This is a genomic window from Pantoea brenneri (assembly GCF_038594305.1).
GTDB lineage: Bacteria > Pseudomonadota > Gammaproteobacteria > Enterobacterales > Enterobacteriaceae > Pantoea > Pantoea brenneri.
Map to the genome: position 1 here is coordinate 2,066,258 of NZ_JBCGBG010000001.1, position 23,538 is coordinate 2,089,795.

23 protein-coding genes, 1 tRNA gene and 3 pseudogenes are annotated in these 23,538 nt (G+C 57.7%); 17 read left to right on the plus strand and 10 right to left on the minus strand.

Going from position 1 to position 23,538, the window contains the following annotated elements; genetic code table 11:
* Positions 1–35 precede the first annotated feature (35 nt).
* Positions 36–929 carry a LysR family transcriptional regulator gene (locus AABB92_RS09765; RefSeq protein WP_046288474.1) on the minus strand — a complete coding sequence of 298 codons (894 nt, stop codon included), beginning with the start codon at positions 927–929 and terminating at the stop codon, positions 36–38.
* Between the two features lie 233 nt (positions 930–1,162).
* Between AABB92_RS09765 and AABB92_RS09770 the strand changes: the two genes are divergently transcribed.
* Positions 1,163–2,224, plus strand: coding sequence for a zinc-binding alcohol dehydrogenase family protein (locus AABB92_RS09770; RefSeq protein ID WP_238585838.1), 1,062 nt, complete (start codon positions 1,163–1,165; stop codon positions 2,222–2,224).
* Positions 2,225–2,308: 84 nt separating this feature from the next.
* Here the strand turns inward: AABB92_RS09770 and AABB92_RS09775 are convergent.
* Positions 2,309–2,523, minus strand: a pseudogene (locus tag AABB92_RS09775) (transposase); the annotation flags it as partial.
* Positions 2,524–2,631: 108 nt separating this feature from the next.
* Between AABB92_RS09775 and AABB92_RS09780 the strand changes: the two are divergent.
* Positions 2,632–2,865 (plus strand): annotated as a pseudogene (locus AABB92_RS09780) (transposase); the annotation flags it as partial.
* Positions 2,848–3,232, plus strand: a pseudogene (locus AABB92_RS09785) (site-specific integrase); the annotation flags it as partial. The pseudogenes AABB92_RS09780 and AABB92_RS09785, both read left to right, overlap by 18 nt.
* Positions 3,233–3,247: 15 nt before the next feature.
* Here the strand turns inward: AABB92_RS09785 and AABB92_RS09790 are convergent.
* Together AABB92_RS09790 and AABB92_RS09795 are read right to left on the minus strand one after the other, a co-directional pair.
* Positions 3,248–3,324: transfer RNA gene (locus AABB92_RS09790), tRNA-Arg, on the minus strand.
* A gap of 94 nt (positions 3,325–3,418) precedes the next feature.
* A complete protein-coding gene (locus AABB92_RS09795; protein WP_031376077.1) occupies positions 3,419–3,922 on the minus strand; it encodes a DUF1198 family protein in 504 nt (167 codons plus the stop codon).
* A gap of 174 nt (positions 3,923–4,096) precedes the next feature.
* On the opposite strand from AABB92_RS09795, the gene folD reads away from it, so the two are divergent.
* Entirely contained in the window at positions 4,097–4,963 is an 867-nt protein-coding gene (gene folD, locus AABB92_RS09800; protein WP_031376076.1) for a bifunctional methylenetetrahydrofolate dehydrogenase/methenyltetrahydrofolate cyclohydrolase FolD, read from the plus strand.
* A complete protein-coding gene (ybcJ, locus tag AABB92_RS09805; protein WP_031376075.1) occupies positions 4,964–5,176 on the plus strand; it encodes a ribosome-associated protein YbcJ in 213 nt (70 codons plus the stop codon).
* Positions 5,177–5,203: 27 nt separating this feature from the next.
* Here ybcJ and AABB92_RS09810 read toward each other — a convergent pair whose 3' ends face one another.
* Together AABB92_RS09810 and cysS are read right to left on the minus strand one after the other, a co-directional pair.
* The gene (locus tag AABB92_RS09810; protein WP_031376074.1) at positions 5,204–6,310 is read right to left on the minus strand and encodes an AAA family ATPase; all 1,107 of its coding nucleotides are present in this window, start codon (positions 6,308–6,310) and stop codon (positions 5,204–5,206) included.
* A gap of 33 nt (positions 6,311–6,343) precedes the next feature.
* The gene (gene cysS, locus AABB92_RS09815; RefSeq protein ID WP_031376073.1) at positions 6,344–7,729 is read right to left on the minus strand and encodes a cysteine--tRNA ligase; all 1,386 of its coding nucleotides are present in this window, start codon (positions 7,727–7,729) and stop codon (positions 6,344–6,346) included.
* 212 nt (positions 7,730–7,941) lie between these two features.
* On the opposite strand from cysS, the gene ppiB reads away from it, so the two are divergent.
* The 4 genes from ppiB (at position 7,942) to purK (ending at position 10,853) form a co-directional block, all read left to right on the plus strand.
* The gene (gene ppiB, locus AABB92_RS09820; protein WP_031376072.1) at positions 7,942–8,436 is read left to right on the plus strand and encodes a peptidylprolyl isomerase B; all 495 of its coding nucleotides are present in this window, start codon (positions 7,942–7,944) and stop codon (positions 8,434–8,436) included.
* On the plus strand, positions 8,436–9,152 hold the full coding sequence (lpxH, locus tag AABB92_RS09825) for a UDP-2,3-diacylglucosamine diphosphatase (RefSeq protein ID WP_031376071.1): 717 nt from the start codon (positions 8,436–8,438) through the stop codon (positions 9,150–9,152). The genes ppiB and lpxH overlap by 1 nt, the downstream gene beginning before the upstream one ends.
* Positions 9,153–9,282: 130 nt before the next feature.
* Complete coding sequence (gene purE / locus AABB92_RS09830; RefSeq protein ID WP_031376070.1) at positions 9,283–9,792, plus strand: 5-(carboxyamino)imidazole ribonucleotide mutase; 510 nt, start codon at positions 9,283–9,285, stop codon at positions 9,790–9,792.
* A complete protein-coding gene (purK, locus tag AABB92_RS09835) occupies positions 9,789–10,853 on the plus strand; it encodes a 5-(carboxyamino)imidazole ribonucleotide synthase (RefSeq protein WP_031376069.1) in 1,065 nt (354 codons plus the stop codon). Before purE ends, purK begins: the two co-directional genes overlap by 4 nt.
* 332 nt (positions 10,854–11,185) lie before the next feature.
* On the opposite strand, the gene ybbP is transcribed toward purK, so the two are convergent.
* Both ybbP and ybbA read right to left on the minus strand, forming a co-directional pair.
* Entirely contained in the window at positions 11,186–13,603 is a 2,418-nt protein-coding gene (gene ybbP, locus AABB92_RS09840; RefSeq protein ID WP_046288475.1) for a putative ABC transporter permease subunit YbbP, read from the minus strand.
* Entirely contained in the window at positions 13,600–14,286 is a 687-nt protein-coding gene (gene ybbA, locus AABB92_RS09845) for a putative ABC transporter ATP-binding protein YbbA (RefSeq protein WP_031376067.1), read from the minus strand. Before ybbA ends, ybbP begins: the two co-directional genes overlap by 4 nt.
* Here ybbA and tesA point away from each other — a divergent pair.
* The 5 genes from tesA to AABB92_RS09870 all read left to right on the plus strand — a co-directional run bounded on the left by tesA (position 14,254) and on the right by AABB92_RS09870 (position 18,052).
* Positions 14,254–14,880, plus strand: a complete 627-nt coding sequence (tesA, locus tag AABB92_RS09850; RefSeq protein WP_152659097.1) for a multifunctional acyl-CoA thioesterase I/protease I/lysophospholipase L1 — start codon at positions 14,254–14,256, stop codon at positions 14,878–14,880. The genes ybbA and tesA overlap by 33 nt on opposite strands.
* Before the next feature lie 31 nt (positions 14,881–14,911).
* Positions 14,912–15,685 carry an SDR family oxidoreductase gene (locus AABB92_RS09855; RefSeq protein ID WP_031376065.1) on the plus strand — a complete coding sequence of 258 codons (774 nt, stop codon included), beginning with the start codon at positions 14,912–14,914 and terminating at the stop codon, positions 15,683–15,685.
* Positions 15,686–15,764: 79 nt separating this feature from the next.
* Positions 15,765–16,622, plus strand: a complete 858-nt coding sequence (locus AABB92_RS09860; RefSeq protein ID WP_031376064.1) for a co-chaperone YbbN — start codon at positions 15,765–15,767, stop codon at positions 16,620–16,622.
* 57 nt (positions 16,623–16,679) lie between these two features.
* Positions 16,680–17,594, plus strand: coding sequence for an SPFH domain-containing protein (locus tag AABB92_RS09865; protein ID WP_031376063.1), 915 nt, complete (start codon positions 16,680–16,682; stop codon positions 17,592–17,594).
* The gene (locus tag AABB92_RS09870) at positions 17,594–18,052 is read left to right on the plus strand and encodes an NfeD family protein (RefSeq protein WP_031376062.1); all 459 of its coding nucleotides are present in this window, start codon (positions 17,594–17,596) and stop codon (positions 18,050–18,052) included. The genes AABB92_RS09865 and AABB92_RS09870 overlap by 1 nt, the downstream gene beginning before the upstream one ends.
* Here the strand turns inward: AABB92_RS09870 and cueR are convergent.
* Entirely contained in the window at positions 18,028–18,444 is a 417-nt protein-coding gene (cueR, locus tag AABB92_RS09875) for a Cu(I)-responsive transcriptional regulator (RefSeq protein WP_031376061.1), read from the minus strand. The genes AABB92_RS09870 and cueR overlap by 25 nt on opposite strands.
* 97 nt (positions 18,445–18,541) lie before the next feature.
* Between cueR and copA the strand changes: the two genes are divergently transcribed.
* The 3 genes from copA to ybaK all read left to right on the plus strand — a co-directional run bounded on the left by copA (position 18,542) and on the right by ybaK (position 22,586).
* Positions 18,542–21,058 carry a copper-exporting P-type ATPase CopA gene (copA, locus tag AABB92_RS09880; RefSeq protein ID WP_046288476.1) on the plus strand — a complete coding sequence of 839 codons (2,517 nt, stop codon included), beginning with the start codon at positions 18,542–18,544 and terminating at the stop codon, positions 21,056–21,058.
* Positions 21,059–21,126: 68 nt separating this feature from the next.
* Positions 21,127–21,930 (plus strand): TraB/GumN family protein, encoded by an 804-nt coding sequence (locus tag AABB92_RS09885; RefSeq protein ID WP_031376060.1) that lies wholly within the window; start codon positions 21,127–21,129, stop codon positions 21,928–21,930.
* 176 nt (positions 21,931–22,106) lie between these two features.
* Entirely contained in the window at positions 22,107–22,586 is a 480-nt protein-coding gene (gene ybaK, locus AABB92_RS09890; RefSeq protein WP_031376059.1) for a Cys-tRNA(Pro)/Cys-tRNA(Cys) deacylase YbaK, read from the plus strand.
* Here ybaK and AABB92_RS09895 read toward each other — a convergent pair.
* Positions 22,583–23,452, minus strand: a complete 870-nt coding sequence (locus tag AABB92_RS09895; RefSeq protein WP_031376058.1) for a LysR family transcriptional regulator — start codon at positions 23,450–23,452, stop codon at positions 22,583–22,585. The two genes, ybaK and AABB92_RS09895, sit on opposite strands and share 4 nt — an antisense overlap.
* Between the last annotated feature and the right edge of the window lie 86 nt (positions 23,453–23,538).

The window sequence follows — 23,538 nt, forward strand, 5'->3', positions numbered from 1 at the left end:
TAACGCATGGGCACTGTAGATTATGGACGAAATGTTCAGGTGGTGTCCTTCAGAAAATGCTCGCAGAGAAAGTTTACCAGGGCCCGTACTTTTGGTGAAGGATACTTACTGGCAGGCCAGAGAACATAAAACACACCCGTTCGTTTTGAATAACTGTCCAGAATTGTGCAAAGCCGCCCTTCTGACAGGGCTTGTCTGACCGCGAATTCTGGCAGATAGGCTATTCCCAGCCCTTGCAAGCTAAAATGCAGCCGTGTCTCGATGTTATTGCAGATCATAGAGGCTGGAATAGAGAGTTCGGCTTTATCCTTTGCACCGCATAACTCCCACGGTTCCAACTTGCCACTGTGGGGAAAACGATAATGTATACAAGAGTGCACCGATAAGTCAGCAGGATGCTTCGGGATACCGCGCTGAGCCAGATATTGAGGAGAAGCCACCAGCACCGAACTATACGTACCAACTTTTCTGGCCGCCAGACGTGAATCCGTCGGCTCACCTGCCCTGATCACAATATCGAAGCCTTCCTCTATCACATCGACCAGCCTGTCGGTGAAATCTAAATCCAGTTCAACCCTGGGATATTCGCGCATAAATTCGACCAGCACTTGCAGCATCAGTGCACTCATCATTGGCAAACTGATACGTAAGCGACCTTGCGGAGTGCCTGCTTCCTGAGAAAGCTCCACTTCTGCAGCCTCGATTTCGGACAGTATGCGTCGGCTTCGTTCCAGAAAGAGCGCCCCTTCTGCACTTAGTGTAATGCTACGCGTGCTGCGATGGAAAAGGCGTACACCCAGTTTTTTTTCCAGTCTTGTCATGCTTTTGCCCACAGCAGAAGCAGATATACCCAGCAACCGACCCGCCGCCACAAAACTACGTGTCTCCGCAACCTGTACGAACACCGTTAAACCACTCAGGCTGTCCATTTTAACCCTTTATTAATGACTGAAAGTTCCGCAGTGAAAGGAACCGTATCCTACTTATTCCCGCTTACCTGCAAAGGTAGGATGTTGACCTTGTTCTCCCGGAAAGGTTAAACCACGATGTATATTTCTGTGTCATCGTTTTTCAAGGCATCTTGCCTGCATTTCAACACGTTCAATCGCAGCCACCTCATATATTTGAGCCGTCGTCATTTTGCCATTAACTGGAGATCATGATGACAACAAATCCTTTAAACATGACCGCCATAAAATACAGCAAAGGCTCAACGTTGGCCGATCCTGACTGCCTTATTGATGTGGAGGTTGAACGTCCGATTCCTGGACCGCACGATTTACGTGTCGACGTTAACGCCGTTTCCGTCAACCCACTGGATACGAAGATTCGAGGAGGGCAGGTTGCTGCGCCTGATAGCGTTGATAGCCTGGGGTGGGATGCCGCCGGTATTGTTGAGGCGGTAGGTGAAAACGTTACGCTATTCCGGCCTGGCGATGCGGTTTACTACGCCGGCTCTTTCGACCGGAACGGCAGCAATGCCCAGTTTCATCTTGTTGACGAACGCATCGTTGGTCATATGCCAGAGAGCCTGACCTTTGCTGAAGCGGCTGCACTGCCATTAACCTCTCTTACCGCATGGCAACTTCTTTTTGATCGGCTAAGCGTGCGACGAGATAAGCAGCCTGTCCCAGGCAGCCTGCTGGTTATCGGTGCTGCAGGTGGGGTCGGCTCAATGTTAACCCAGCTCGCGAGTCAGCTGACGGGCCTGACCGTCATTGCCACCGCTTCTCGTGCTCAAAGTCGGGCATGGTGCCTGGCGCATGGCGCGCATCACGTCATTGATCATTGCCAACCTTTGCAGGCTCAAATCAGCGCATTATCTGTGCCGCCAGTCACCCATATTGCTGCATTGTCGAATACAACTGAGCACTGGAAGGAGCTTGCTGAATTAATTGCGCCACAGGGGAAAATCGGCGTTATTACTGACCATAATTCGCTGGATGCCGTGCCATTTAAGGCCAAAAGTGTCTCTCTGCACTGGGAAATGGTGTTTACCCGTCCACTGTTTGGTACGCCGGACATGATTGAACAACATCATATTCTCGACGAAGTGGCCACCCTGGTTAATGCTGGCGTGCTGCGTTCAACTGTAAACCACATGATTCATCCGCTTAATGCATTTCACCTGCGTGAGGCGCATCAACTTATTGAAAATGGCGGCATCACAGGTAAGGTCGTGGTCGCACGTTCTGCGGTTGATAGCGTAAAATTGAAACCGTGAATAACAAATAAACATTCTTATTCAGAAAAGCCTAATCTGCTGAATATTTATTGAACAAGAAAGCGTCCGATTCTGGCTGTGAGTTCAACCGATGGATGCAACACATTGGTTGAAACGCGCTGCGGGTGATTCATTGCCTGGCGTTTTCATGGCCTCTCGTTGAGCTGCCTGACAATACTGTTTAGTCTTTGCTGGCTATGAACCGATAAGTCAGTTTCTTTTGAAAAATACTGCCTGAGCAATCTGTTCATATTTTCATTGGAGCCGCGTTGCCAGCAGGATTGAGGATCGCAGACGTAAACCTGAATATCTGTTGCTACAGTAAACCGGGTGTGTGAAGTGGTTTACTGAATTTAGCCACCTGAACAGAGGTGATATGCTCATCTCAGAACAACACAGGTGCACCAATGAAAATAAGAAATTTTAGTCCTGAATTCAGACGTGTATCAGCCCAGTTGGTTGTCGTTCAAAATTACATAGCCGCTCAGGCAGCTAAGGCCATGCACGTTGGCCTTTTTACGATGACGAAATGGGTAAAACAGCTGCGTAAAACGCCAAACGCCTCTCCTGTTACACCGGAACAAATCGAAATACGTGAGCAAAAGAAAAAAATGGCCAAATCAGTCCTGAGACGACAGATTGGCCGGCACAACAACTGGGTATTTGTTCACACCGAATCGGTGAAGCGGAATGACGGAACGACTCCAGCAAGCGTCAGGAAGATGCGGGTCGATTCAAACACTGCGTGGCGCGCAGCACTCAAACGAGCCGGTATTGAAGACTTCCGGTTTCACGACTTGCGGCACACCTGGGCGAGCTGGTTAATCCAGTCTGGCGTGCCGCTTTCCGCGCTGCAGGAAATGGGTGGATGGGAAAGTATCGAAATGGTGCGCCGGTATGCTCACCTTGCACCTAACCTAGCATGCGCGCAAAATTGACTCACTTTTGGGTGAGAGCGACACAAATACGACACAAGGAGATAATCAGGTAGGATTGAAGCTGGCGTAAGTCATTGAAAGGTATTGGCACGCCCTACAGGATTCGAACCTGTGACCTACGGCTTAGAAGGCCGGTGCTCTATCCAGCTGAGCTAAGGGCGCATGGAGATGGCGTGGATTATACGTCGGGAAGCGGGTACGTCAACGTTTTTGCCGTTCCTCCGCAGCGAAGTGCTGCGGTAATGACCAATTGGCGTCAGTGACGCCTGCGCCATTCGCTGAGCGACACGAGTTTACTGTTGTCGGTAAATTCTCCTTCCAGCTCAATCCCTTGTGGTGTGAAACGCGCATTGTATTGCTCACGAAGTGCATGTAGCGCCGGGATGTCCGGCTCCAGCTGGCGCAGAAAGCCTAGCGCGAGCAGCAGCTGCTGGCGGCTAATAAGCGGTGGAAAACCAGCACGACTGAGAATCGCATGCCAGCGCTGACTGTTCTCCTCGCTGCCGTCAACAATCAACACCTGCCAGATCAGCAGTACCGCTGCGCCATTATGCAGATGCGTTTCATTATCGTTGCTGAGATAGTCGGTAAACTCTTTCGCCGCCTCTTTCCCCATCATAGAGATCATTGATTCCACCTGTACCGGTGGCAGCTGCAGCCGTTTGCTGAGCCGCTGAGCGGCGTGACGTGAGCCAGCGGTGAGCAGCTGAAATCCAGCGACAAACACCACCGCCAGAGTAGCAAGCATTATCCAAATCATTACATCGTCCCCTGATTGTCCTGCAGATATCATACGCATGCAGACCGGCACTCGTCGCGACGAAAAAGCCGGAAAGCGCGTACGCGTCTGAAACTGTAACTGACAGCGCGCCACGCTTCTGACAAAATAGCCCCCTTCCCCCGATTCAACACAACACAGTGGATTTCCTCTCTGATGGCAGCAAAAATTATTGACGGTAAAACGATTGCGCAGCAGGTGCGTCTTGAGGTTGCGGAAAAAGTAAAGCAGCGTCTGGCAGCCGGCAAACGTGCGCCAGGTCTGGCCGTGGTTCTGGTAGGTGAAAACCCGGCATCGCAGATTTATGTGGCCAGCAAACGCCGCGCCTGTGAAGAGGTCGGTTTTCTCTCCCGCTCCTACGATCTGCCCGCGACCACTCGCGAAGCTGAGCTGCTGGAGCTGATCGACCAGCTCAATCAGGACAACGACATTGATGGCATTCTGGTGCAGTTACCGCTGCCAGCCGGCATCGACAACGTCAAAGTGCTGGAGCGCATCACGCCGGATAAAGATGTCGATGGCTTCCACCCGTATAATGTCGGTCGCCTGTGCCAGCGTGCGCCAAAACTGCGCCCCTGCACCCCGCGCGGCATCGTGACGCTGCTGGAGCGCTACAATATCGATACCTATGGCCTGAATGCGGTGGTGGTTGGCGCGTCCAATATCGTCGGTCGTCCAATGAGTATGGAACTGCTGCTGGCGGGCTGCACCACCACCGTCACCCACCGTTTCACCAAAGATCTGCGCCATCACGTTGAGCATGCCGATCTGCTGGTGGTGGCGGTCGGTAAACCGGGCTTTATTCCGGGCGACTGGATTAAACCCGGCGCTATCGTGATTGATGTGGGCATTAACCGGCTGGAAAGCGGCAAAGTGGTTGGCGACGTCGATTTTGATTCCGCATCACAGCGCGCGGCCTATATCACGCCGGTACCAGGCGGTGTCGGACCGATGACGGTCGCAACCCTGATTCAAAACACGCTGCAGGCGTGTGAAGAGTTTCACGATGGAGAGGTAGAATAAATGGCAACTTTTTCGCTGGGAAAATTCCCGCACGTCGATCTGTGCGATCTGCTGAAACTGGAAGGCTGGGTTCAGAGTGGCGCACAGGCTAAAGTCGTGATTGCCGAGGGTGAAGTGAAGGTCGATGGCGCGGTGGAAACGCGTAAACGCTGCAAAATCGTTGCCGGTCAGACCGTGGAGTTTTCAGGCTTCCGCATTACTGTGGTCGCGTAAACCTCCGGCGTCCCTGCGGGGACGCTGTTACTCCGTTACCTCCCCCACCACCCGCGTCTCTCCTTCCCGCTGTTCAAGCGCAATATGATTCACCGCCGTATGCTGCGCGATCAGTGCTGCAAGCCGGGGTGAATGGCTGGTGATCCAGAGCTGGCTGAACTGGCTGGCTTCTGCGATTAAGCGTGCCAGCGCCGGCAGCAGATCTTCATGCAGGCTGTTCTCCGGTTCATTCAGCGCCATAAAAGCCGGTGGACGTGGACTGAGCAGCGCCACCACCAGACAGAGAAACCGCAGCGTACCATCAGAAAACTCAGCGCTTTCCAGCGGGCGCAGAATGCCACGTCGCGACATCAGCATCTGAAAGCGGCCATTCTGCACCTCTACCTCAAACTGACTGTCGGGAAAAGCCTGCGCCATCACCTCATACAGTAGTTCCGTCTGGCCGCGTTCAACGATCGTCGCCCACGCCGCCGCCAGATTACTGCCGTCATGTGCCAGCACCGGGGCGCGGACCCCAATCTGCGGTGCACGAATCGGCGAGCCCGGCCAGACGGCGAACTCATGGTAGAAGCGCCACTGGCGCAGCCGTTCACGCAACTGGGAAAGTTCAGGATAACGATGGGGTTCGCCGAGCTGACCAAACAGCGACTCTTCCGGATGCAGCACCGCCGGATAGGCGACAAGTTCGCCCTCAACGTTGTGCAGAAAGGCGGTCTGATTTTCACGCTGCAGGATGCATGAAGAAGGACGGCGCTGTTGTCCGCTCAGCCACAGCCGCTCCTGCTTGACCAGCGGATCGAGATTAAACAGGCTGGTGACCAGCGGTTCGGGAAAACCGATCTCCAGTTGATAATCGATATCCTCCATCACCACCGCCAGCATCAGTCGCTTCGGATCATGACGGCGATCGCCACGCCGTAAGCCACCCGCCCACATCGCTTTCTGGATGCCGCCTTCTTCGGCCAGCGCCAGCGCCAGACGACCGCTGGCTGCCTCATGCAGCAGCCGGACCGCTTTATACAGGTTGGATTTGCCGCAGCCGTTAGGGCCGCTTACCACGTTGAGCTGCTGCAGCGGCAACGTCAGATCACGAATTGATCGAAAGCCACGTATCTGAATCTGTTCAATCGCCATAATAAAAAAGGGCGATTGCTCGCCCTCTCCGGTTTATTTGCGGCGCCAGCTGGACCCCTGCGGCCCATCTTCAACGATCACGCCGAGCGCATTCAGCTTGTCGCGGGCGATATCCGCCTGCGCCCAGTCTTTGGCGGCACGCGCATCAGCACGTGCTTTCACCCAGTGTTCAATCTCAGCGACTTCTTCATCATTCACCTGAGCGCCGCTTTGCAGGAACTGCTCCGGGTCCTGTTGCAGGATGCCCAGCACGTTGGCGATCTCACGCAGCTTCGATGCCAGGCCGTTCGCTGAATCACGGTCTTCGCTTTTCAGTCGATTGACTTCGCGCGCCATATCGAACAGCACCGAATAGGCTTCCGGGGTATTGAAATCATCATCCATTGCGGTGCGGAAACGGGCTTCAAACGCTTCGCCGCCGCGGGCTGGCACGCTGCTGTCAGTGTGACGCAGCGCGGTATACAGACGCTCCAGCGCCGCACGCGCCTGATTCAGGTTATCTTCGCCGTAGTTCAGCTGGCTGCGATAGTGACCGGACATCAGGAAGTAACGCACCGTTTCAGCATCATAATGTTGCAGCACGTCACGCACCGTGAAGAAGTTGCCAAGCGATTTCGACATCTTCTCGCGGTCGACCATCACCATGCCGGAGTGCATCCAGTAGTTAACGTACGGACCGTCATGCGCACAGGTCGACTGGGCGATCTCGTTTTCATGGTGCGGGAACATCAGGTCTGAGCCGCCACCGTGAATATCAAAATGGGTGCCCAACTGCCGGCAGTTCATCGCCGAACACTCGATGTGCCAGCCGGGACGACCATTGCCCCACGGTGATGACCAGGCGGGTTCGTCCGCTTTGGACATCTTCCACAGCACGAAATCCATCGGATTACGCTTCACGTCAGCCACTTCAACCCGCGCGCCCGCCTGCAGCTGCTCCAGATCCTGACGTGACAGCGCGCCGTAATCGGCATCGCTAAGCACATCAAACATCACGTCGCCATTGTCCGCCACATAAGCGTGACCGCGGGCGATCAGGGTTTCCACCAGCTCGATGATCTCGGCGATGTGGCGCGTGGCGCGCGGCTCCTGATCGGGCGGCAGAATGCCCAGCGCAGCGAAATCGTTGTGCATCTCACCAATCATCCGGTTGGTCAGGGTTTCGATGCTCTCGCCGTTTTCATTGGCACGCTTGATAATTTTATCGTCGATGTCGGTGATGTTACGCACGTAGTCCAGCTGGTAGCCGAGGTAACGCAGGTAGCGTGCCACCACGTCAAACGCCACGAACGTCCGCCCATGACCAATGTGACAGAGGTCATACACCGTGATGCCGCAAACATACATCCCGATTTTACCGGCATGAATGGGTTTGAATTCCTCTTTCTGTCGACTCAGGGTGTTATAAATCTTAAGCATTGAACGGTTCCGTATTGGCGTGTGGTTGACACTTTTAAGTATCCAGACATTGTGCCGTATTTTTATCGCTCGCGCGACGCAAAGCAAGCCAACTGCGCCGCGCTGCTGACGCGTCATCAGAAATTATGATATAAGAACGGTCGACAAAAAGGGGCACGCCGACCGATGAAGCGGCCTCAGCAACTGACGACAACCTTTACAGGACGACAAAAATGGTAACTTTCCAGACGAACCATGGCGATATCGTAATCAAAACCTTCGATGATAAAGCGCCGGCAACCGTAAAGAACTTCCTGGATTACTGCCGTGAAGGTTTCTACGACAACACTATTTTCCACCGGGTGATCAACGGCTTTATGATTCAGGGCGGCGGCTTTGAGCCGGGCATGAAGCAGAAAGCCACCAAAGATGAAATCCAGAACGAAGCCAACAATGGCCTGAAAAACACCAAAGGTACGCTGGCAATGGCACGTACCTCTGCACCGCACTCTGCGACCGCACAGTTTTTCATCAACGTGGCTGACAACGACTTCCTGAACTTCCGTGACGAAAGCGTACAAGGCTGGGGTTACTGTGTGTTCGCTGAAGTGGTTGAAGGCATGGACGTGGTCGAGAAGATCAAAGGTGTTTCAACTGGCCGCAGTGGCATGCACCAGGATGTGCCAAAAGATGACGTTATCATCCAGAAAGTCACTGTCAGCGAGTAATGTCGCGCACCCTGTTTATCGCAGATCTCCATCTGTGTCAGGAAGAACCGGCGATCACCGCCGGTTTTCTGCATTTTTTACAGCGCGAAGCGCCACACTGCGACGCGCTCTATATTCTTGGCGATCTGTTTGAAGCCTGGATTGGTGACGACGATCCCAATCCACTGCATCAGCAGGTTGCCAGCGCCCTGCGCGCCCTCTCCGTTCCGGTCTACTTTATTCACGGCAACCGCGATTTCCTGATTGGCCAGCGCTTCGCCCGCGCCAGCGGCATGACGCTGCTGCCTGAAGAACAGGTGCTGACGCTCTACGGCCACCGTCTGCTGATCATGCACGGCGATACGCTCTGCACCGACGACGTCGGCTATCTGCGCTTTCGTGCCAAAGTCCATAACCGGTGGATCCAGCGACTGTTTCTGGCGTTACCGCTGCGGCTGCGCAAACGCATCGCCGCCCGGATGCGCGCCGACAGCAAACAAGCCAATCAGCATAAGTCCCAGACCATCATGGATGTGAACCACGACGCGGTGATCGCTACCCTGCTGCGCCAGCAGGTACGTTTGCTGATCCACGGTCATACTCACCGTCCGGCCATTCATCAGCTGACGCTGCAGGGTGAAACCGCGCAACGGGCGGTGCTGGGGGCCTGGCACCGTCGGGGATCGATGATTCAGCTCGACGCCAGCGGGATTCAGCTGATCGATTTTGACTTTTAATCGTCGGGTAAATCCGCGTGTTTAGCCCGACGCAACCGTTTTCCTTGCTCTCTTCTCATGCTATTCTCTGTGCCCTTCAAAACCTGTCCGCCCGGCCAGGTCTGTTTGTTCATTCACAGGAGTTGACCGCATGTCATCCAACGCCGCCCCGGCCCGCATCGCGATTGTTATGGGTTCCAAAAGTGACTGGTCCACCATGCAGTTCACTGCTGAAATTCTTACCAGCCTCGACGTGCCCTTCCATGTTGAAGTGGTTTCTGCACACCGTACGCCGGATAAACTGTTCAGCTTTGCCGAAACCGCCGCTGAGCGGGGTTTTCAGGTCATCATTGCTGGCGCGGGTGGCGCAGCACATCTGCCAGGTATGCTGGCGGCTAAAACCCTGCTGCCGGTACTGGGCGTGCCGGTTCAGAGCGCGGCGCTGAGCGGCGTCGATAGCCTCTATTCGATTGTGCAGATGCCGCGCGGAATTCCGGTCGGTACGCTGGCGATTGGTAAAGCCGGTGCCGCCAATGCCGGGCTGCTGGCTGCGCAGATTCTGGCGATTCATGACGACGCGCTGCGTTCACGACTGGCGAACTGGCGTCAGAGCCAGACCGATGAAGTGCTGAATCATCCTGATCCACGGGAGGAGGCATGAAGCCGGTTTGCGTCCTTGGTAACGGTCAGTTAGGCCGTATGCTGCGCCAGGCGGGTGAACCGCTGGGGATCGCGGTTTATCCGGTAGGTCTGGATGCCGATCCGGCTGCCCTGCCAATGGCCGACAGCGTGATCACCGCCGAAATTGAGCGCTGGCCGGAAACCGCGCTGACCCGCGAACTGGCGAGTCATCCGGCGTTTGTGAACCGCGATATATTTCCGCGGCTGGCCGATCGCCTGACCCAGAAACAGCTGCTGGATCAGCTCCATCTCGCCACTGCGCCGTGGCAGTTGCTGGCCGACAAAGCCGAATGGCCGTCGGTGTTTGCCTCACTCGGCGAACTGGCGATTGTGAAGCGCCGCACCGGGGGTTATGACGGTCGTGGTCAGTGGCGTTTGCGTGCTGGCGAAACCGATGCACTGCCGGAAGAGTGCTATGGCGAATGCATCGTCGAACAGGGCATTAATTTCTCCGGCGAAGTGTCGCTGGTCGGCGCGCGCGGCCATGATGGCAGCACGGTGTTCTATCCGCTGACGCACAATCTGCATCAGGACGGCATTCTGCGCACCAGCGTGGCGTTGCCCCAGGCGGATCAGGCGCAACAGCAGCAGGCGGAAGCGATGCTGAGTGCCATCATGCAGCAACTGAACTACGTCGGCGTGATGGCGATGGAGTGTTTTGTCACGCCGGACGGATTGCTGATTAACGAACTGGCCCCGCGGGTGCATAACAGCGGCCACTGGACGCAGAATGGTGCCTCCATCAGCCAGTTCGAGCTGCATCTGCGGGCGATTCTGGCGCTGCCCCTGCCGCAACCGGTGGTGTTTGCGCCGTCGGCGATGGTCAATCTGATTGGCACTGCCGTCAACCCTGACTGGTTGCAGCAGCCGCTGGTGCACCTGCACTGGTATGACAAAGAGGTGCGCCCGGGCCGTAAGGTCGGGCACCTCAATCTGACCGACAGCGATACAGATCGACTCAGGGCTGCCCTCAACGCGCTGGTCCCTCTGCTACCGGCAGAGTACGCCAGTGGCATCGCCTGGGCGATTGAAAAACTGTAATCCTCCGCACCAAAGCCTGCTGATGGCATTGTCAGGCGGCTGAGAAGCGCAACGCGAGGGGAGGATACGTCGGTAGCACAGCATAGCGGGCCAGTGACAAAAACGCCGGGAGCGTTTTTGAACCACGCAAAGCGTTGGCCCGGCTACGGGCCACCTCAGGGATGAGGAGCGTAATCGCCCGCGCTGAGCCTGCCAGGGATGGCATTTTTGCGTCTTTGCGAAGGGCGTATGCTCCCTGAGCTAACACCTTATCGTCGCGCGCTGTGAGCGCTAGTACGTTCTGGATGACGACCGGATGCAGGCTTAATAGCGCCCTGCACCCAGTCCTCCCCTTATGCCGCATCAAACTTCCTGAACAGCGCTTTGCCCTTCAGTAACCGCACCCCGAGCCAGCCACCGCACAGCGACAATAACAGCGCGCCGGATAACGGCAGCGCCAGCCACAAGGTCCAGTCAGGCTGCCACGGGAAATCAAAGATTTTACGCTGCAATCCCCACAGTGCGGCTTCCGCGCCCATCGCGGCGGCCACCCCCGAAACCACGCCGAGCAGCGCAAACTCGCACCATAAGGTGGTGCGCAGCAGCCGTTTACTGGCACCCAGCGTCCGGTAAACCACCAGCTCCTGACGACGCTGACGCATCCCCACCTGAATCTGCGCCAGCAACAGCAGCACACCGCAGGCGGTGACCAGTATCACCATCACCTCCAGCGCCTGGCTGACCTGCGTCAGCACCTGGCCGATCTGCCGCATAATACTGCCGATATCTAGCAGACTCAGCGTCGGAAAACTGCGGTTCAGCGCCGCCAGCAGCGCCGGATCGGCCTCCATTCGGAAGCTGGTGAGCCAGGTCTGCGGCTGACTATCCAGCGCGCCCGGCGGGAAGATGAAGAAAAAGTTCGGCTTCAGGCTCTCCCAGTCCACTTTACGCAGGCTGGTGATTCTGGCGCTGAACTTTTGCGTATCGCCATCAAAGGTCAGGGTGTCACCGAGCTTCACCCCTAAGCGGGTAGCCAGCTCCGCCTCCATCGAGACTTCGCCCGCTTTGGGCGGCCAGCTTCCGGCGACCAGCGGATTGTGGTCCGGCCGCTCCGCCAGCGCGGTCAGGTTAAGTTCACGGTTCAGGGCGTTATCCAGCGTCGGATCGGCCGGTTTGCCGTTGAGTTCGCTGAGCCGTACCCGCGCAATCGGGTAGAAGGTTTCCGGCTTAATCTGATGAGACTGCAGGAAGTTGCGCACCTGCGGCACCTGATCGGCAGTCATATTCAGCAGGAAGAAGTTCGGGCTGTCGGCCGGTAACTGCTGCTGCCAGCGATCGAGCAGATCGCCGCGCATCACCAGCAGCAGGGCCAGCAGCATAAACGACAGCGAAAAAGCAGAGAGCTGACTCAGCGTGATGCCCGGCTGGCGCAGCAGACGGTTGATCGCCAGCCGTAATGCCAGATTGCGCACCACCAGCCGACGCAGCAGCAGCAGCGTGCCCCAGCCCAGCAGCGCCAGTAATCCGGCCAGCACCACCACGCCTGCCAGCAGCGCCCACAGCATTTTACTGCCGCCCACCAGCAGCGCTAACAGCGCCACCACCACCGCTGCCATCAGCGGAATATAGAATTTCAGCGGCCACAGGTTAGCCACCGCATCACGCCGCAGCACGCGCAACGGCTGGGTCGCCAGCAGCAGACGATAAGGTCGCAGTCCCACCAGCAGCGAGATAATAAACAGCGATCCGACCGCCCAGATCCACGGCCAGAAACTGGCAGCCGGCAGGCTGGCTGGCAGCACCGGCTTCAGCATCACCATCAGCGCCGCTTCCACCCCCTGCCCGACCAGGCTACCGGCCATCGCCGCCAGCAGCAGCACCGCCAGCCACTGACCGATGATTAACTTCTGCAACGCGCCGTGGGTCGCTCCCAGCGTCTTCAACACCGCCACCAGATCGTAACGGCTGCGGCAGTAGTGGCTCATGGCAACGGCCACCGCAGCAATCGCCAGCATCAGCGTCAGCAGCGCAGATAACAGCAGGAACTGCTGCGCGCGCTGCATCGAACGCCCCAGCGCATCCTCTGAGTTTTCAATGCTGATCCAGCGCTGGTCAGCCTTGAGCTGCGGTTCTATCCAGCGGTCATAGCGCGCCAGCTGCTCCGGATTACCGGAAAACTTATAGCGCCAGCTGATGCGGCTACCAGGCTGAATCGCACCGGTGCTGGCAGCATCGGCCAGGTTGATCAGCAGTCGAGGCGCCATCTCAAACGGATTAAAACCGCCATCCGGCTCCTGAATCACTTCGCCAGTAATCCGCAGCCGGGTATCACCGACCTCAAGCAGATCGCCGACCTTCAGGTTGAGCAGCGCCATCAGCCGCGGTGCCGCCAGCGCAGTGCCCGCCTGCGGCTTCAGGCCCGCCGGTTGGGTTTGCAGGGTGCCAAACATCGGATAGCGGTCATCTACTGCCTTTACCGACGCCAGCTGTGGCGACTGATCGGCAAAAGTCATGGTCATGAACGTCAGCTGGCGGCTGACCGTCAGCCCGTTTGCCTGTGCCTTGTCCAGCCACGCCGCCGGGACGGCATCACTGCTGCGCAGCGTTCGATCGCCCGCCATAAAATCACGGCTCTGCTGACTGAGACCTTTCTCCATCCGATCGCTGATCGAACCCAGCGCCAGCACGCAGGCCACCGCCAGCGTCAACGCCAGCCAGACAATTAACAGCGAGGGCGATCGCCACTCGCGCCAGAACCAGCGCCAGATCATTGCTCCTCCCGCAATTTACCGTCACGCAGCCGCAGGCGACGATCGCAGCGCGCGGCCAGCTGCTCATCGTGGGTGACCAGAATCAGGGTGGTGGCAAAATCGCGGTTCAGTGAAAACAGCAGGTCAGCAATCCGATCGCCGGTTTTGCGGTCAAGATTACCGGTCGGCTCATCGGCAAACAGCAGGCCCGGGCGGCCACTGAAGGCGCGTGCCAGCGCCACGCGCTGCTGTTCGCCACCGGAAAGCTGCGCCGGCAGATGATGCAGGCGTTCACCCAGTCCCAGCAGGGTCAGTAGCTCCCGCGCCTGTTCACGGCTCTGGCGATCGCTGTCGCCGCGCAGCAGTGACGGCAGCTGCACGTTCTCCAGCGCATTCAGGGTCGGCACCAGCATAAACGACTGAAACACAAACCCTACCTGGCGGGCGCGTAACGCCGCACGCTGCTCCTCATTCATCTGGTGTAACGGCTGGCCCAGCAGATAGACTTCACCGCTGCTGCCATCATCCAGCCCGGCCAGAATCCCCAGCAGGGTTGACTTTCCGGAGCCCGATTCGCCGATCAGCGCCAGAGTCTCGGCTGGTTTGACAACTAACTCAACTCCGGTAAGGATGGTTAACTGATGCTCTCCCTGACCGACGGACTTAGTAAGATGATGAACTTCAACAATGTTTTCCGCTGGCATTATCCCTTCCTGTTATTGATTCTTTTGCTGGTGTCGCGTCTTGCCGCCGCTGATACCCTGATGGTGCTGGGTGACAGCCTCAGCGCGGGATACCGCATGTCCGCCACCGCGGCCTGGCCGAGCCTGCTGGATAAACAGTGGCAACAGCAGCCCAGAGTGATCAACGCCAGCATCAGCGGCGATACTGCCGCACAAGGCCTGGCGCGTTTGCCCGCGCTATTAAAGCAGCATCAGCCGCAATGGGTGTTAATCGAATTGGGCGGTAACGACGGCCTGCGCGGTTTCCCGCCGGCCGACATTGCACAAAATCTGCGTAAAGTGATCGATGATGTTAAAGCCGCTAATGCGAAGCCGCTGCTGATGCAGATTCGGCTGCCGGCCAATTACGGACGCCGCTACACCGAAGCGTTCAGCGGCATCTATCCCGACTTAGCGCAACAGTACAGCATCCCGCTGGTGCCCTTTTTCATGGAGCAGGTTTACCTGAAACCGGAGTGGATGCAGCAGGACGGCATTCATCCCAATCCTGATGCCCAACCCTTTATCGCCGGATTGATGGCAAAAGAGCTGGCTCCCTTAGTTAAGCAGCCGTAGCGCGAACAGGCGCGCAAAAAAGGGTAAAGAAATGCAAAAAACCATCCTGATTACAGGTTGTTCCAGCGGTATTGGCCTGGTCGCGGCGCACGATCTTCAGGCGCGCGGCTATCGGGTGATCGCCGCCTGTCGCAAAGCGGATGATGTGGCGCGCATGGAGACGCTGGGTTTTATCGGACTTCAGCTGGATCTCGACGATCCGCAGAGCGTCGATAATGCGGCCGATAAGGTCATTGCGCTCAGCGATAACTGTCTGGCAGGCCTGTTTAACAATGCCGGTTTTGGTCTCTACGGACCGTTACGAACCCTTTCCCGTCAGCAGCTGGAGCAGCAGTTTTCCAGTAACTTTTTCGGCGTTCATCAGCTGACGCTGCGGCTGATCCCCGCGCTGGCGGCCAGTGGCGACGGCCGGATTATTAATACCAGTTCAGTGCTCGGGCTGATCTCTACCCCTGGCCGGGGCGCTTACGCCGCCAGTAAATACGCGCTGGAAGCCTGGAGCGACGCGCTGCGGCTGGAACTGCGCACCAGTAACATCCGCGTCAGCCTGATCGAACCGGGGCCGATTCACACCCGTTTCACCGATAATGTGACGCAGGGCGAGCAGGATAAGCCGGTGCGTAATCCGGGCATTGCCGCACGCTTTACGCTGCCACCGGAGGCCATTCTGCCTAAACTTCGTCATGCACTCGAGAGCAAACATCCGCGTTTACGCTATCCGGTGACGCTGGTCGCACATGCCATGAGCCTGCTGAAACGCCTGCTGCCAGGCTGGATGCTGGATCGCATTTTGCGCAGCCATTGAGCTTGCGGCCTGATTAGAACTTGAAGCGCGGCCAGTTGGCCCCATATTCTTTAAACACTTTTTGCAAAGAGACTTATCAATGTCACCACATGCTTCGATAATCGACATCAACGAATCTAACCTGCAGCAGACGCTTGAGCAGTCGATGCAGCTGCCGGTGCTGTTTTACTTCTGGTCTGAGCGCAGCCAGCATTGTCAGGAGCTGACGCCGGTGCTGGAGCGGCTGGCGCAGGAATATGCCGGCCAGTTTATTCTCGCCCGTCTGGATTGCGATAGAGAGCAAATGGTGGCATCGCAGTTTGGTCTGCGTTCTATTCCAACGGTTTATCTGTTCCAGAACGGGCAGCCAGTCGATGGCTTCCAGGGACCGCAACCGGAAGAGGCGATCCGCGCTCTGCTGGAAAAAGTTCTGCCGCGTGAAGAAGAGCTGAAAGCACAGCAGGCGATGGCGCTGATGGAAGAAGGCAAACCGCTGGATGCGCTGCCGCTGTTAAAGGAGGCCTGGCAGCTGAGCAATCAATCGAGCGAGATTGGTTTCCTGCTGGCTGAAGTGCTGATCACCCTGAGCCGCAGCGATGAAGCGGAAGCAGTGCTGAAAGCGGTGCCGTTACAGGATCAGGATACCCGTTATCAGAGCCTGATGGCGCAGATCGATCTGCTGAAACAGGCGGCCGATACCCCGGAGATCCAGCAGCTGCAATCCCAGCTGGAGGCCGATCCGTCGAACGCCGGGCTGGCTGCTAAACTGTCGTTACAGCTGCATCAGGTCGGCCGTAATGAAGAGGCGCTGGAACTGCTGTTCAGCTTCCTCAAAACCGATCTTAACGCCGCCGATGGCCAGGCACGTAAAATGCTGCAGGAGATTCTGGCTGCGCTGGGCACCGGCGATGCCCTCGCCGCGCGCTATCGCCGCCAGCTTTACTCGCTGCTCTACTAACGGCGGGACCACGGGCCGAAGCGACTCGGCCCGTTCATCTGACAACGCGGAGGTTGTATGATAACTGTAATTCCTGCCCTGATCGTGCTGGCGCTGGTGGCTGTCTGGGCGACCGTCAAGATTGTGCCACAGGGTTTTCAATGGACGGTTGAACGATTTGGACGTTATACCCGCACGCTGCAACCCGGCTTGAGCCTGGTGGTGCCGTTCATGGATCGTGTCGGTCGTAAGATCAACATGATGGAACAGGTACTGGATATTCCCTCGCAAGAGATCATCTCCAAAGATAACGCCAACGTTACCATTGATGCGGTCTGCTTTATTCAGGTCGTTGACCCGGCACGCGCCGCGTATGAAGTCAGCAATCTTGAGCAGGCTATTCTGAACCTCACCATGACCAATATGCGCACCGTGCTTGGCAGCATGGAGCTGGACGAAATGTTATCGCAGCGCGACAGCATTAATACCCGGCTGCTGCATATCGTCGACGAAGCCACCAATCCGTGGGGCGTTAAAATCACCCGTATTGAGATCCGCGATGTGCGTCCGCCGCAGGAGCTGATCGGCGCGATGAATGCGCAGATGAAAGCGGAGCGTACCAAACGCGCCGATATTCTGACGGCGGAAGGAGTACGACAGGCAGCGATCCTGCGCGCCGAAGGGGATAAACAGTCACAGATCCTTAAAGCCGAAGGGGAACGGACCTCGGCCTTTTTGCAGGCCGAAGCGCGGGAACGTCAGGCGGAAGCGGAAGCCAACGCCACCAAAATGGTGTCTGAAGCGATTGCCGCCGGTGATATCCAGGCGATCAACTACTTCGTGGCGCAGAAATATACCGACGCACTGCAAAAAATTGGCGAAGCCAATAACAGCAAAGTGGTGATGATGCCGCTGGAGGCAAGCAGCTTACTCGGCTCGATTGCCGGCATCGGTGAACTGCTGAAAGAATCCCGCACCGAGTCGAAACGCTGATGCTGGTCGATATCATTGCCCATCCGCACTGGTTCTGGCTGACGCTCGGCGGCCTGCTGCTGGCGGCGGAAATGCTGGGCACCAGCGGTTATCTGCTGTGGAGCGGCCTGGCCGCGGTGATGGTAGGCATTATCGAATGGTTTATCCCGTTCAGCTGGACCGCTCAGGGCACAATGTTTGCCGTCCTGACGCTGGTCTGCGTCTTTTTCTGGTATCGCTGGATGCGCTACCGTGAAGCACGCCAGGTTCCGAACTCGCTCAATCAGCGCGGCAGCCAGATGATTGGCCTGCAGTTAACCCTCGATAGCGCGCTGCAGAACCGCACCGGGCACGTGCGGATTGGCGACAGCAGCTGGCGAGTTCAGGCTGAACAGGATCTGCCGGCGGGAACGCCGGTCGAAGTGGTGGCGGTTGAAGGCATTACCCTGCGCATTCAGCCACGCTTACCGCCCGGCTGAGAACAGCATCCGGCCAGATTGTTGATGATTGGGCATTCTGCGCTGTCGTCGCCCGGACAGGCCTCGGCCAGCGCCAGCAAACGTGCGCGCATCGCGTGCAGCTCCTCAATATGCGCCGCAATCTCATCGGCTTTCTGCAGGGTCCGCGCCTTAACGTCGGCACTGTGGCGCGCCGGATTATTAAACAGCGCCACCAGTTCACGACACTCATCCAGCGTAAAGCCGACCTGACGCGCCTGGCGTAACAGATTGAGTTCATCCAGATGACGCACGCTGTAGCTGCGATAGCCATTTTCACTGCGCAGCGGAGGCGTCACCACCCCCTTCTCTTCATAAAAACGAATCGCCTTGCTGGTGAGTCCGGTCTTTTTCGCCACATCGCTGATGTTCATTTTGCTCCCCTTGACCTTCCCCTTGATGGAAGGTTTATGCTTAATCATGAATCGAAACTGACCACCCGGTCAAATCTGATCACACAAGGAGTTCATCATGTCACATACCATTTCTCTGGCCCTGGACGGTCTGTCCTGCGGCCATTGCGTTAAACGGGTAAAAGAAGCGCTGGAACAGCGGGACGATGTTGAGCAGGCTGAGGTCACGCAGCAGGAAGCACGGGTTTCCGGTGCGGCCGATGCGGCAGACCTGATCGCGACCGTCGAACAGGCCGGTTATCACGCCACGCTGAAAACGGCTGACAGCTCCCCAAAGCCTGAGCCGTTGACAGCATCGGAGCCGCCGCCGGAGGCGCTGACAACGGAATCGCTTTCCCGTCCGGCAGAAAAAACCGTTCCTGCTCACATGTTGCTGATTGAAGGCATGACCTGTGCCAGCTGCGTAAGTCGGGTAGAAAAAGCGTTGCAGCAGGTGGCTGGCGTTAGCCAGGCCCGGGTTAACCTGGGCGAACGCAGCGCGCTGGTGCTGGGCGAAGCCGATCCGCAGCAGCTGATCGCGGCGGTGGATGCCGCCGGTTATGGCGCGCAGGTAGTCGATGATGAGCAGGAACGGCGTGAAAAACAGCAGCAGAGCGCCCGCAGCGCAATGCGCCGTTTTAGCTGGCAGGCCGCAGTGGCCTTAGCCTTTGGCGTGCCGCTGATGATCTGGGGCATGCTGGGCGACAACATGATGCTGACCGCCAGCAACCACAGCCTCTGGCTGACGCTGGGGGTGATGACACTGCTGGTGATGGTGATCACCGGCGGACATTTTTATCGCAGCGCCTGGCGCAGTGCCCGCAACGGCAGCGCCACCATGGATACGCTGGTGGCGCTGGGTACCGCCGCGGCCTGGATCTACTCGTTCGGCGTGGTGCTGTGGCCCGACTTTTTCCCGTCGCAGGCGCGGCATCTCTATTTTGAAGCCAGCGTGATGATCCTCGGGTTGATCAACCTCGGGCATGCGCTGGAGCAGCGGGCGCGTCAGCGATCGTCAAAAGCGCTGGAACGCCTGCTCGATCTGACTCCGGCGCAGGCGCGACTGGCCGATGAACAGGGCGATAGCTTAATTCCCCTTAGCGCGGTGCAGCCCGGCATGATGCTGCGTCTGGTGACCGGCGATCGGGTGCCGGTTGATGGGGAGATTACCGCTGGTGAGGCCTGGTTTGATGAGGCGATGCTGACCGGTGAAGCGGTGCCGCAAAGTAAAGGCCCGGGTGAGGCGGTGTTTGCCGGTACGCTGGTGCAGGATGGTTCAGTGCAGTTTGAAGCCCGCGCAACCGGCAGTCACACTACGCTGTCGCGCATTATCCGGCTGGTACGCCAGGCCCAGAGCAGCAAACCTGACGTCGGCCGCTTAGCCGATCGCATCTCTGCGGTGTTCGTCCCGGTGGTGGTGGCGATTGCGCTGATCAGCGGCGGCATCTGGTACCTGTTCGGGCCACAACCGCAAATCGCCTATATGCTGGTGATCGCCACCACCGTGCTGATTATTGCCTGTCCCTGCGCATTAGGACTGGCGACGCCGATGTCGATTATCGCTGGCGTGGGTCGGGCCGCCGAACTCGGCGTGCTGGTACGGGATGCCGATGCGTTGCAGCGTGCCAGTCAAATCGACACGCTGGTGTTCGATAAAACCGGCACCCTGACGGCCGGTACGCCGCAGGTCAGCGAGGTTCGGGTCTGGGGTGATGCCAGCCGCGAGTCGGTACTGCAGACCGCCGCCGCGCTGGAATACTCCTCCGGCCATCCGCTGGCTAAAGCGATTGTTGCCGCGGCTGACCTCACCCGTGCGCCGTCACTGGCACAATTTCGTACAATACGCGGCAAAGGGGTCAGCGGCATACTGGATGGCAGAGCGTTACTGCTGGGTAATGCCGCCCTGCTGCAGGAGAATGGGGTCGATTATCAGCCCGCGATGGCGGATATCGAACGTCTGACGCAACAGGGTGCGACGCCGGTGTTACTGGCTGAACAGGGCCAGCTGATTGGCCTGATCGCCCTGCGCGATGCGCTGCGGCCGGAAAGCGCCACCGCCCTGAAACGGCTGCATCAGTCGGGTTATCGCCTGATTATGCTCACCGGTGACCACCAGAATACTGCGCAGGCGATTGCGGCTGAGGTGGGAATTGATGAGGTGATCGCCGGCGTGCTGCCAGAAGGCAAGGCAGCGGCGATTGCGCAGTTACAGCAGCAGGGCCGGCGCGTCGCCATGGTCGGTGACGGCATTAACGATGCGCCCGCACTGGCCCAGGCTGAGGTAGGGATTGCCATGGGCGGCGGCAGCGACGTGGCGGTAGAAACCGCCGGCATTACGTTAATGCGCGCCGATCTCAACAGCGTCGCCGATGCGTTAGCTATCTCGTCAGCCACGCTGCGCAATATCCGCCAGAACCTGTTCGGGGCCTTTATTTATAACAGTATTGGTATTCCGGTAGCGGCTGGCGTGCTCTACCCGCTGACCGGCACCCTGCTCAGCCCGATTGTGGCAGGCGCTGCGATGGCGCTCTCCTCGATTACGGTGGTTGCCAACGCCAATCGCCTGCTGCGCTATCAGCCGCCGCGCCAGCAATAGCCGTTTCGGCGCTGTTTTTCGGCGACTGAAGCCGCTAGCATGGGGTTTTAAATAGCGAAGGACCGGGAATGACAGGCAACGTTTGGCGCTCACTGCGCGGCTTCATCAGCCAACTTTTTCCCGCCAGCTACCGCTGGCCTGCCATCGATGTCCGGCTCGGCGAATGTCATCTGCATCTGGTGGGCAGTATTCATATGGGAACGCGGGATATGCAGCCGCTGCCGGCGCGGCTGCTGCGTCAGCTGCAGAAGGCCGATGCGCTGATCGTCGAAGCGGATATTACCCAGGGCAGCTCGCCGTTTGATGGCAGCGCGGATCGTCCCCCGCTGGCGACCCGGCTTGATGATGAGGCTTTGCAGACGCTCACCGCGCTGTGTCACGAAATGAACCTGTCGATCGGTTCATTTGATACCCTGCCCGCCTGGCAGATTGCGCTGATGTTGCAGGCGCAGCAGGCGCAACGGCTGGGATTGCGGCCCGACTACGGCATTGATTATCAGCTGTTGCAGGCGGCAAAGCGCTGGAACAAGCCGGTGATTGAGCTGGAGGGCGCTGAAGCGCAGATTGCGCTGCTGAATACGCTGCCGGATGACGGCATGGCGCTGCTGCAGGATACGCTGACCCACTGGCATACCAATGCGCGGCTGCTGCAAATGATGGTCAGCTGGTGGCTGGATACGCCGCCCCGCCAGCCGCAGATTGCTCTGCCGGCCACGTTTAGTCAGGCGCTCAACGATACGTTGATCGGTCAGCGTAATGCGCAGTGGCGGGATAAACTGCAGGCCTTAGCGGCGGGAGACTACGTGGTGGCGGTCGGTGCGCTGCATCTCTACGGTGAGGATAATTTGCCCTGGATGCTGAAGACGCGCTGAAAAAAAAGAGAGCCGATAATGCTACCGGCCCGTCAAAGAGGAATTTGTTTATGATTTTGGTTATCGCTCAGCAATCAGATTGCTGGCGCGCGGCCAATTCTCGCGCAAAGCACAAAATTTCGCCACCTTTATTCAACGATCGGGCGCAATAAGATTTTTCTTAGGAAGGGACCGGTATGACACCTGCAGTAAAACTACTGGAAAAACAAAAAGTCAGCTTCACTCTGCACCCCTATGAACACGACAGCAGCGAAACCCATTTTGGTGATGAGGCAGTGCGTAAACTGAATCTGGACGCGCGTCAGGTCTATAAAACGCTGCTGGTGGCGCTGAATGGCGAGGCAAAACTGCTGGCGGTGGCGGTCACGCCGGTATCAACCCAGCTCGATTTGAAAAAAGTCGCCAAAGCGCTGGGGGCTAAAAAAGTCGATATGGCCGATCCGCTACAGGCGCAGCGGGTGACCGGCTACCTGGTCGGCGGCATCAGTCCGCTGGGGCAGAAGAAACGGCTGCCGACGGTGATCGATATTTCTGCTGCCGACTTTGCCACTATCTTTATTTCCGGCGGCAAGCGCGGGCTGGATATTGAACTGGCACCGCAGGAACTTGCCCGCCTGCTGGACGCCCCTCTGGCGGATATCGCCCGCCACGATTAAACCCGCGGCTGGGCGCATAGCTGATCGATCATCCAGCGTCCCGCCGGACCCGGTGGGTTACGGCGCGACCAGATCACCTCAACCGCAATATGCTGCGGCCAGCCCGGCAGCGGCAGCTCCTGCAACACGCCATGGCCAAACTGCTTTACCAGCCAGCGTGGCAGGATGGTCCAGCCAAAGCCCTGCTCTGCCATCTCCAGCAGCAATAAATAGGTGGGCGCTGACCAGATGCGCCCCATTGAGGTCGGTTCGCGCTGCTCGACCCAGGTATTCAGTCGCAGATGGCGCACCTCTTCAAGCTGACTCTCACTGAGGGTTTTAAGCATCGCCAGCGGATGCTGATGGTGCAGATAAACCGCCATCTGAGCCTCCACCTGCAGGCGTGCCACCGCAATATCGGCTGGCAGCGCGGGCTGCGCCCGCACCACCCCGAGATGGACCCGCCCGGCCTGCAACAGATCCAGCACATCGCCATCTTCCGCCATCATGCACTCCAGCTCGATCTCCGGAAAGCGTGCGTCAAACTGCTTTAGCAGATGCTCGTGATGATCGGTTTGCCAGAAATCAGAGACGGCAAAACTTAACCGCGGCTCTACGCCCTGCGATAAACGTATTGCCAGCGCATCCAGCCGCTCACTGGCGGCGAGAATTTGCTGCACCTGCGGCAGTGCGCGTCGTCCCTGCTCGGTTAATACCGGCTGGCGTCCGCCACGATCAAACAACACCAGGCCGAGGTCGTCTTCTAAATTCGCCACCGCCGCACTGATGGTGGACTGACTTTTTCCCAGCGCCCGCGCGGCAGCAGAAAACGAGCCGCTGGTCACGGTCTGGACAAAGGCCTCAAGGGATTCCGGGGAGTAACGCATCTTATCCATCGCTTTTTTCGATAGGTGTTCATTTCATTTTAGCATTCTGCGGTGAGAGAATGCCTGGCATAACCCGAGGAGAGTTA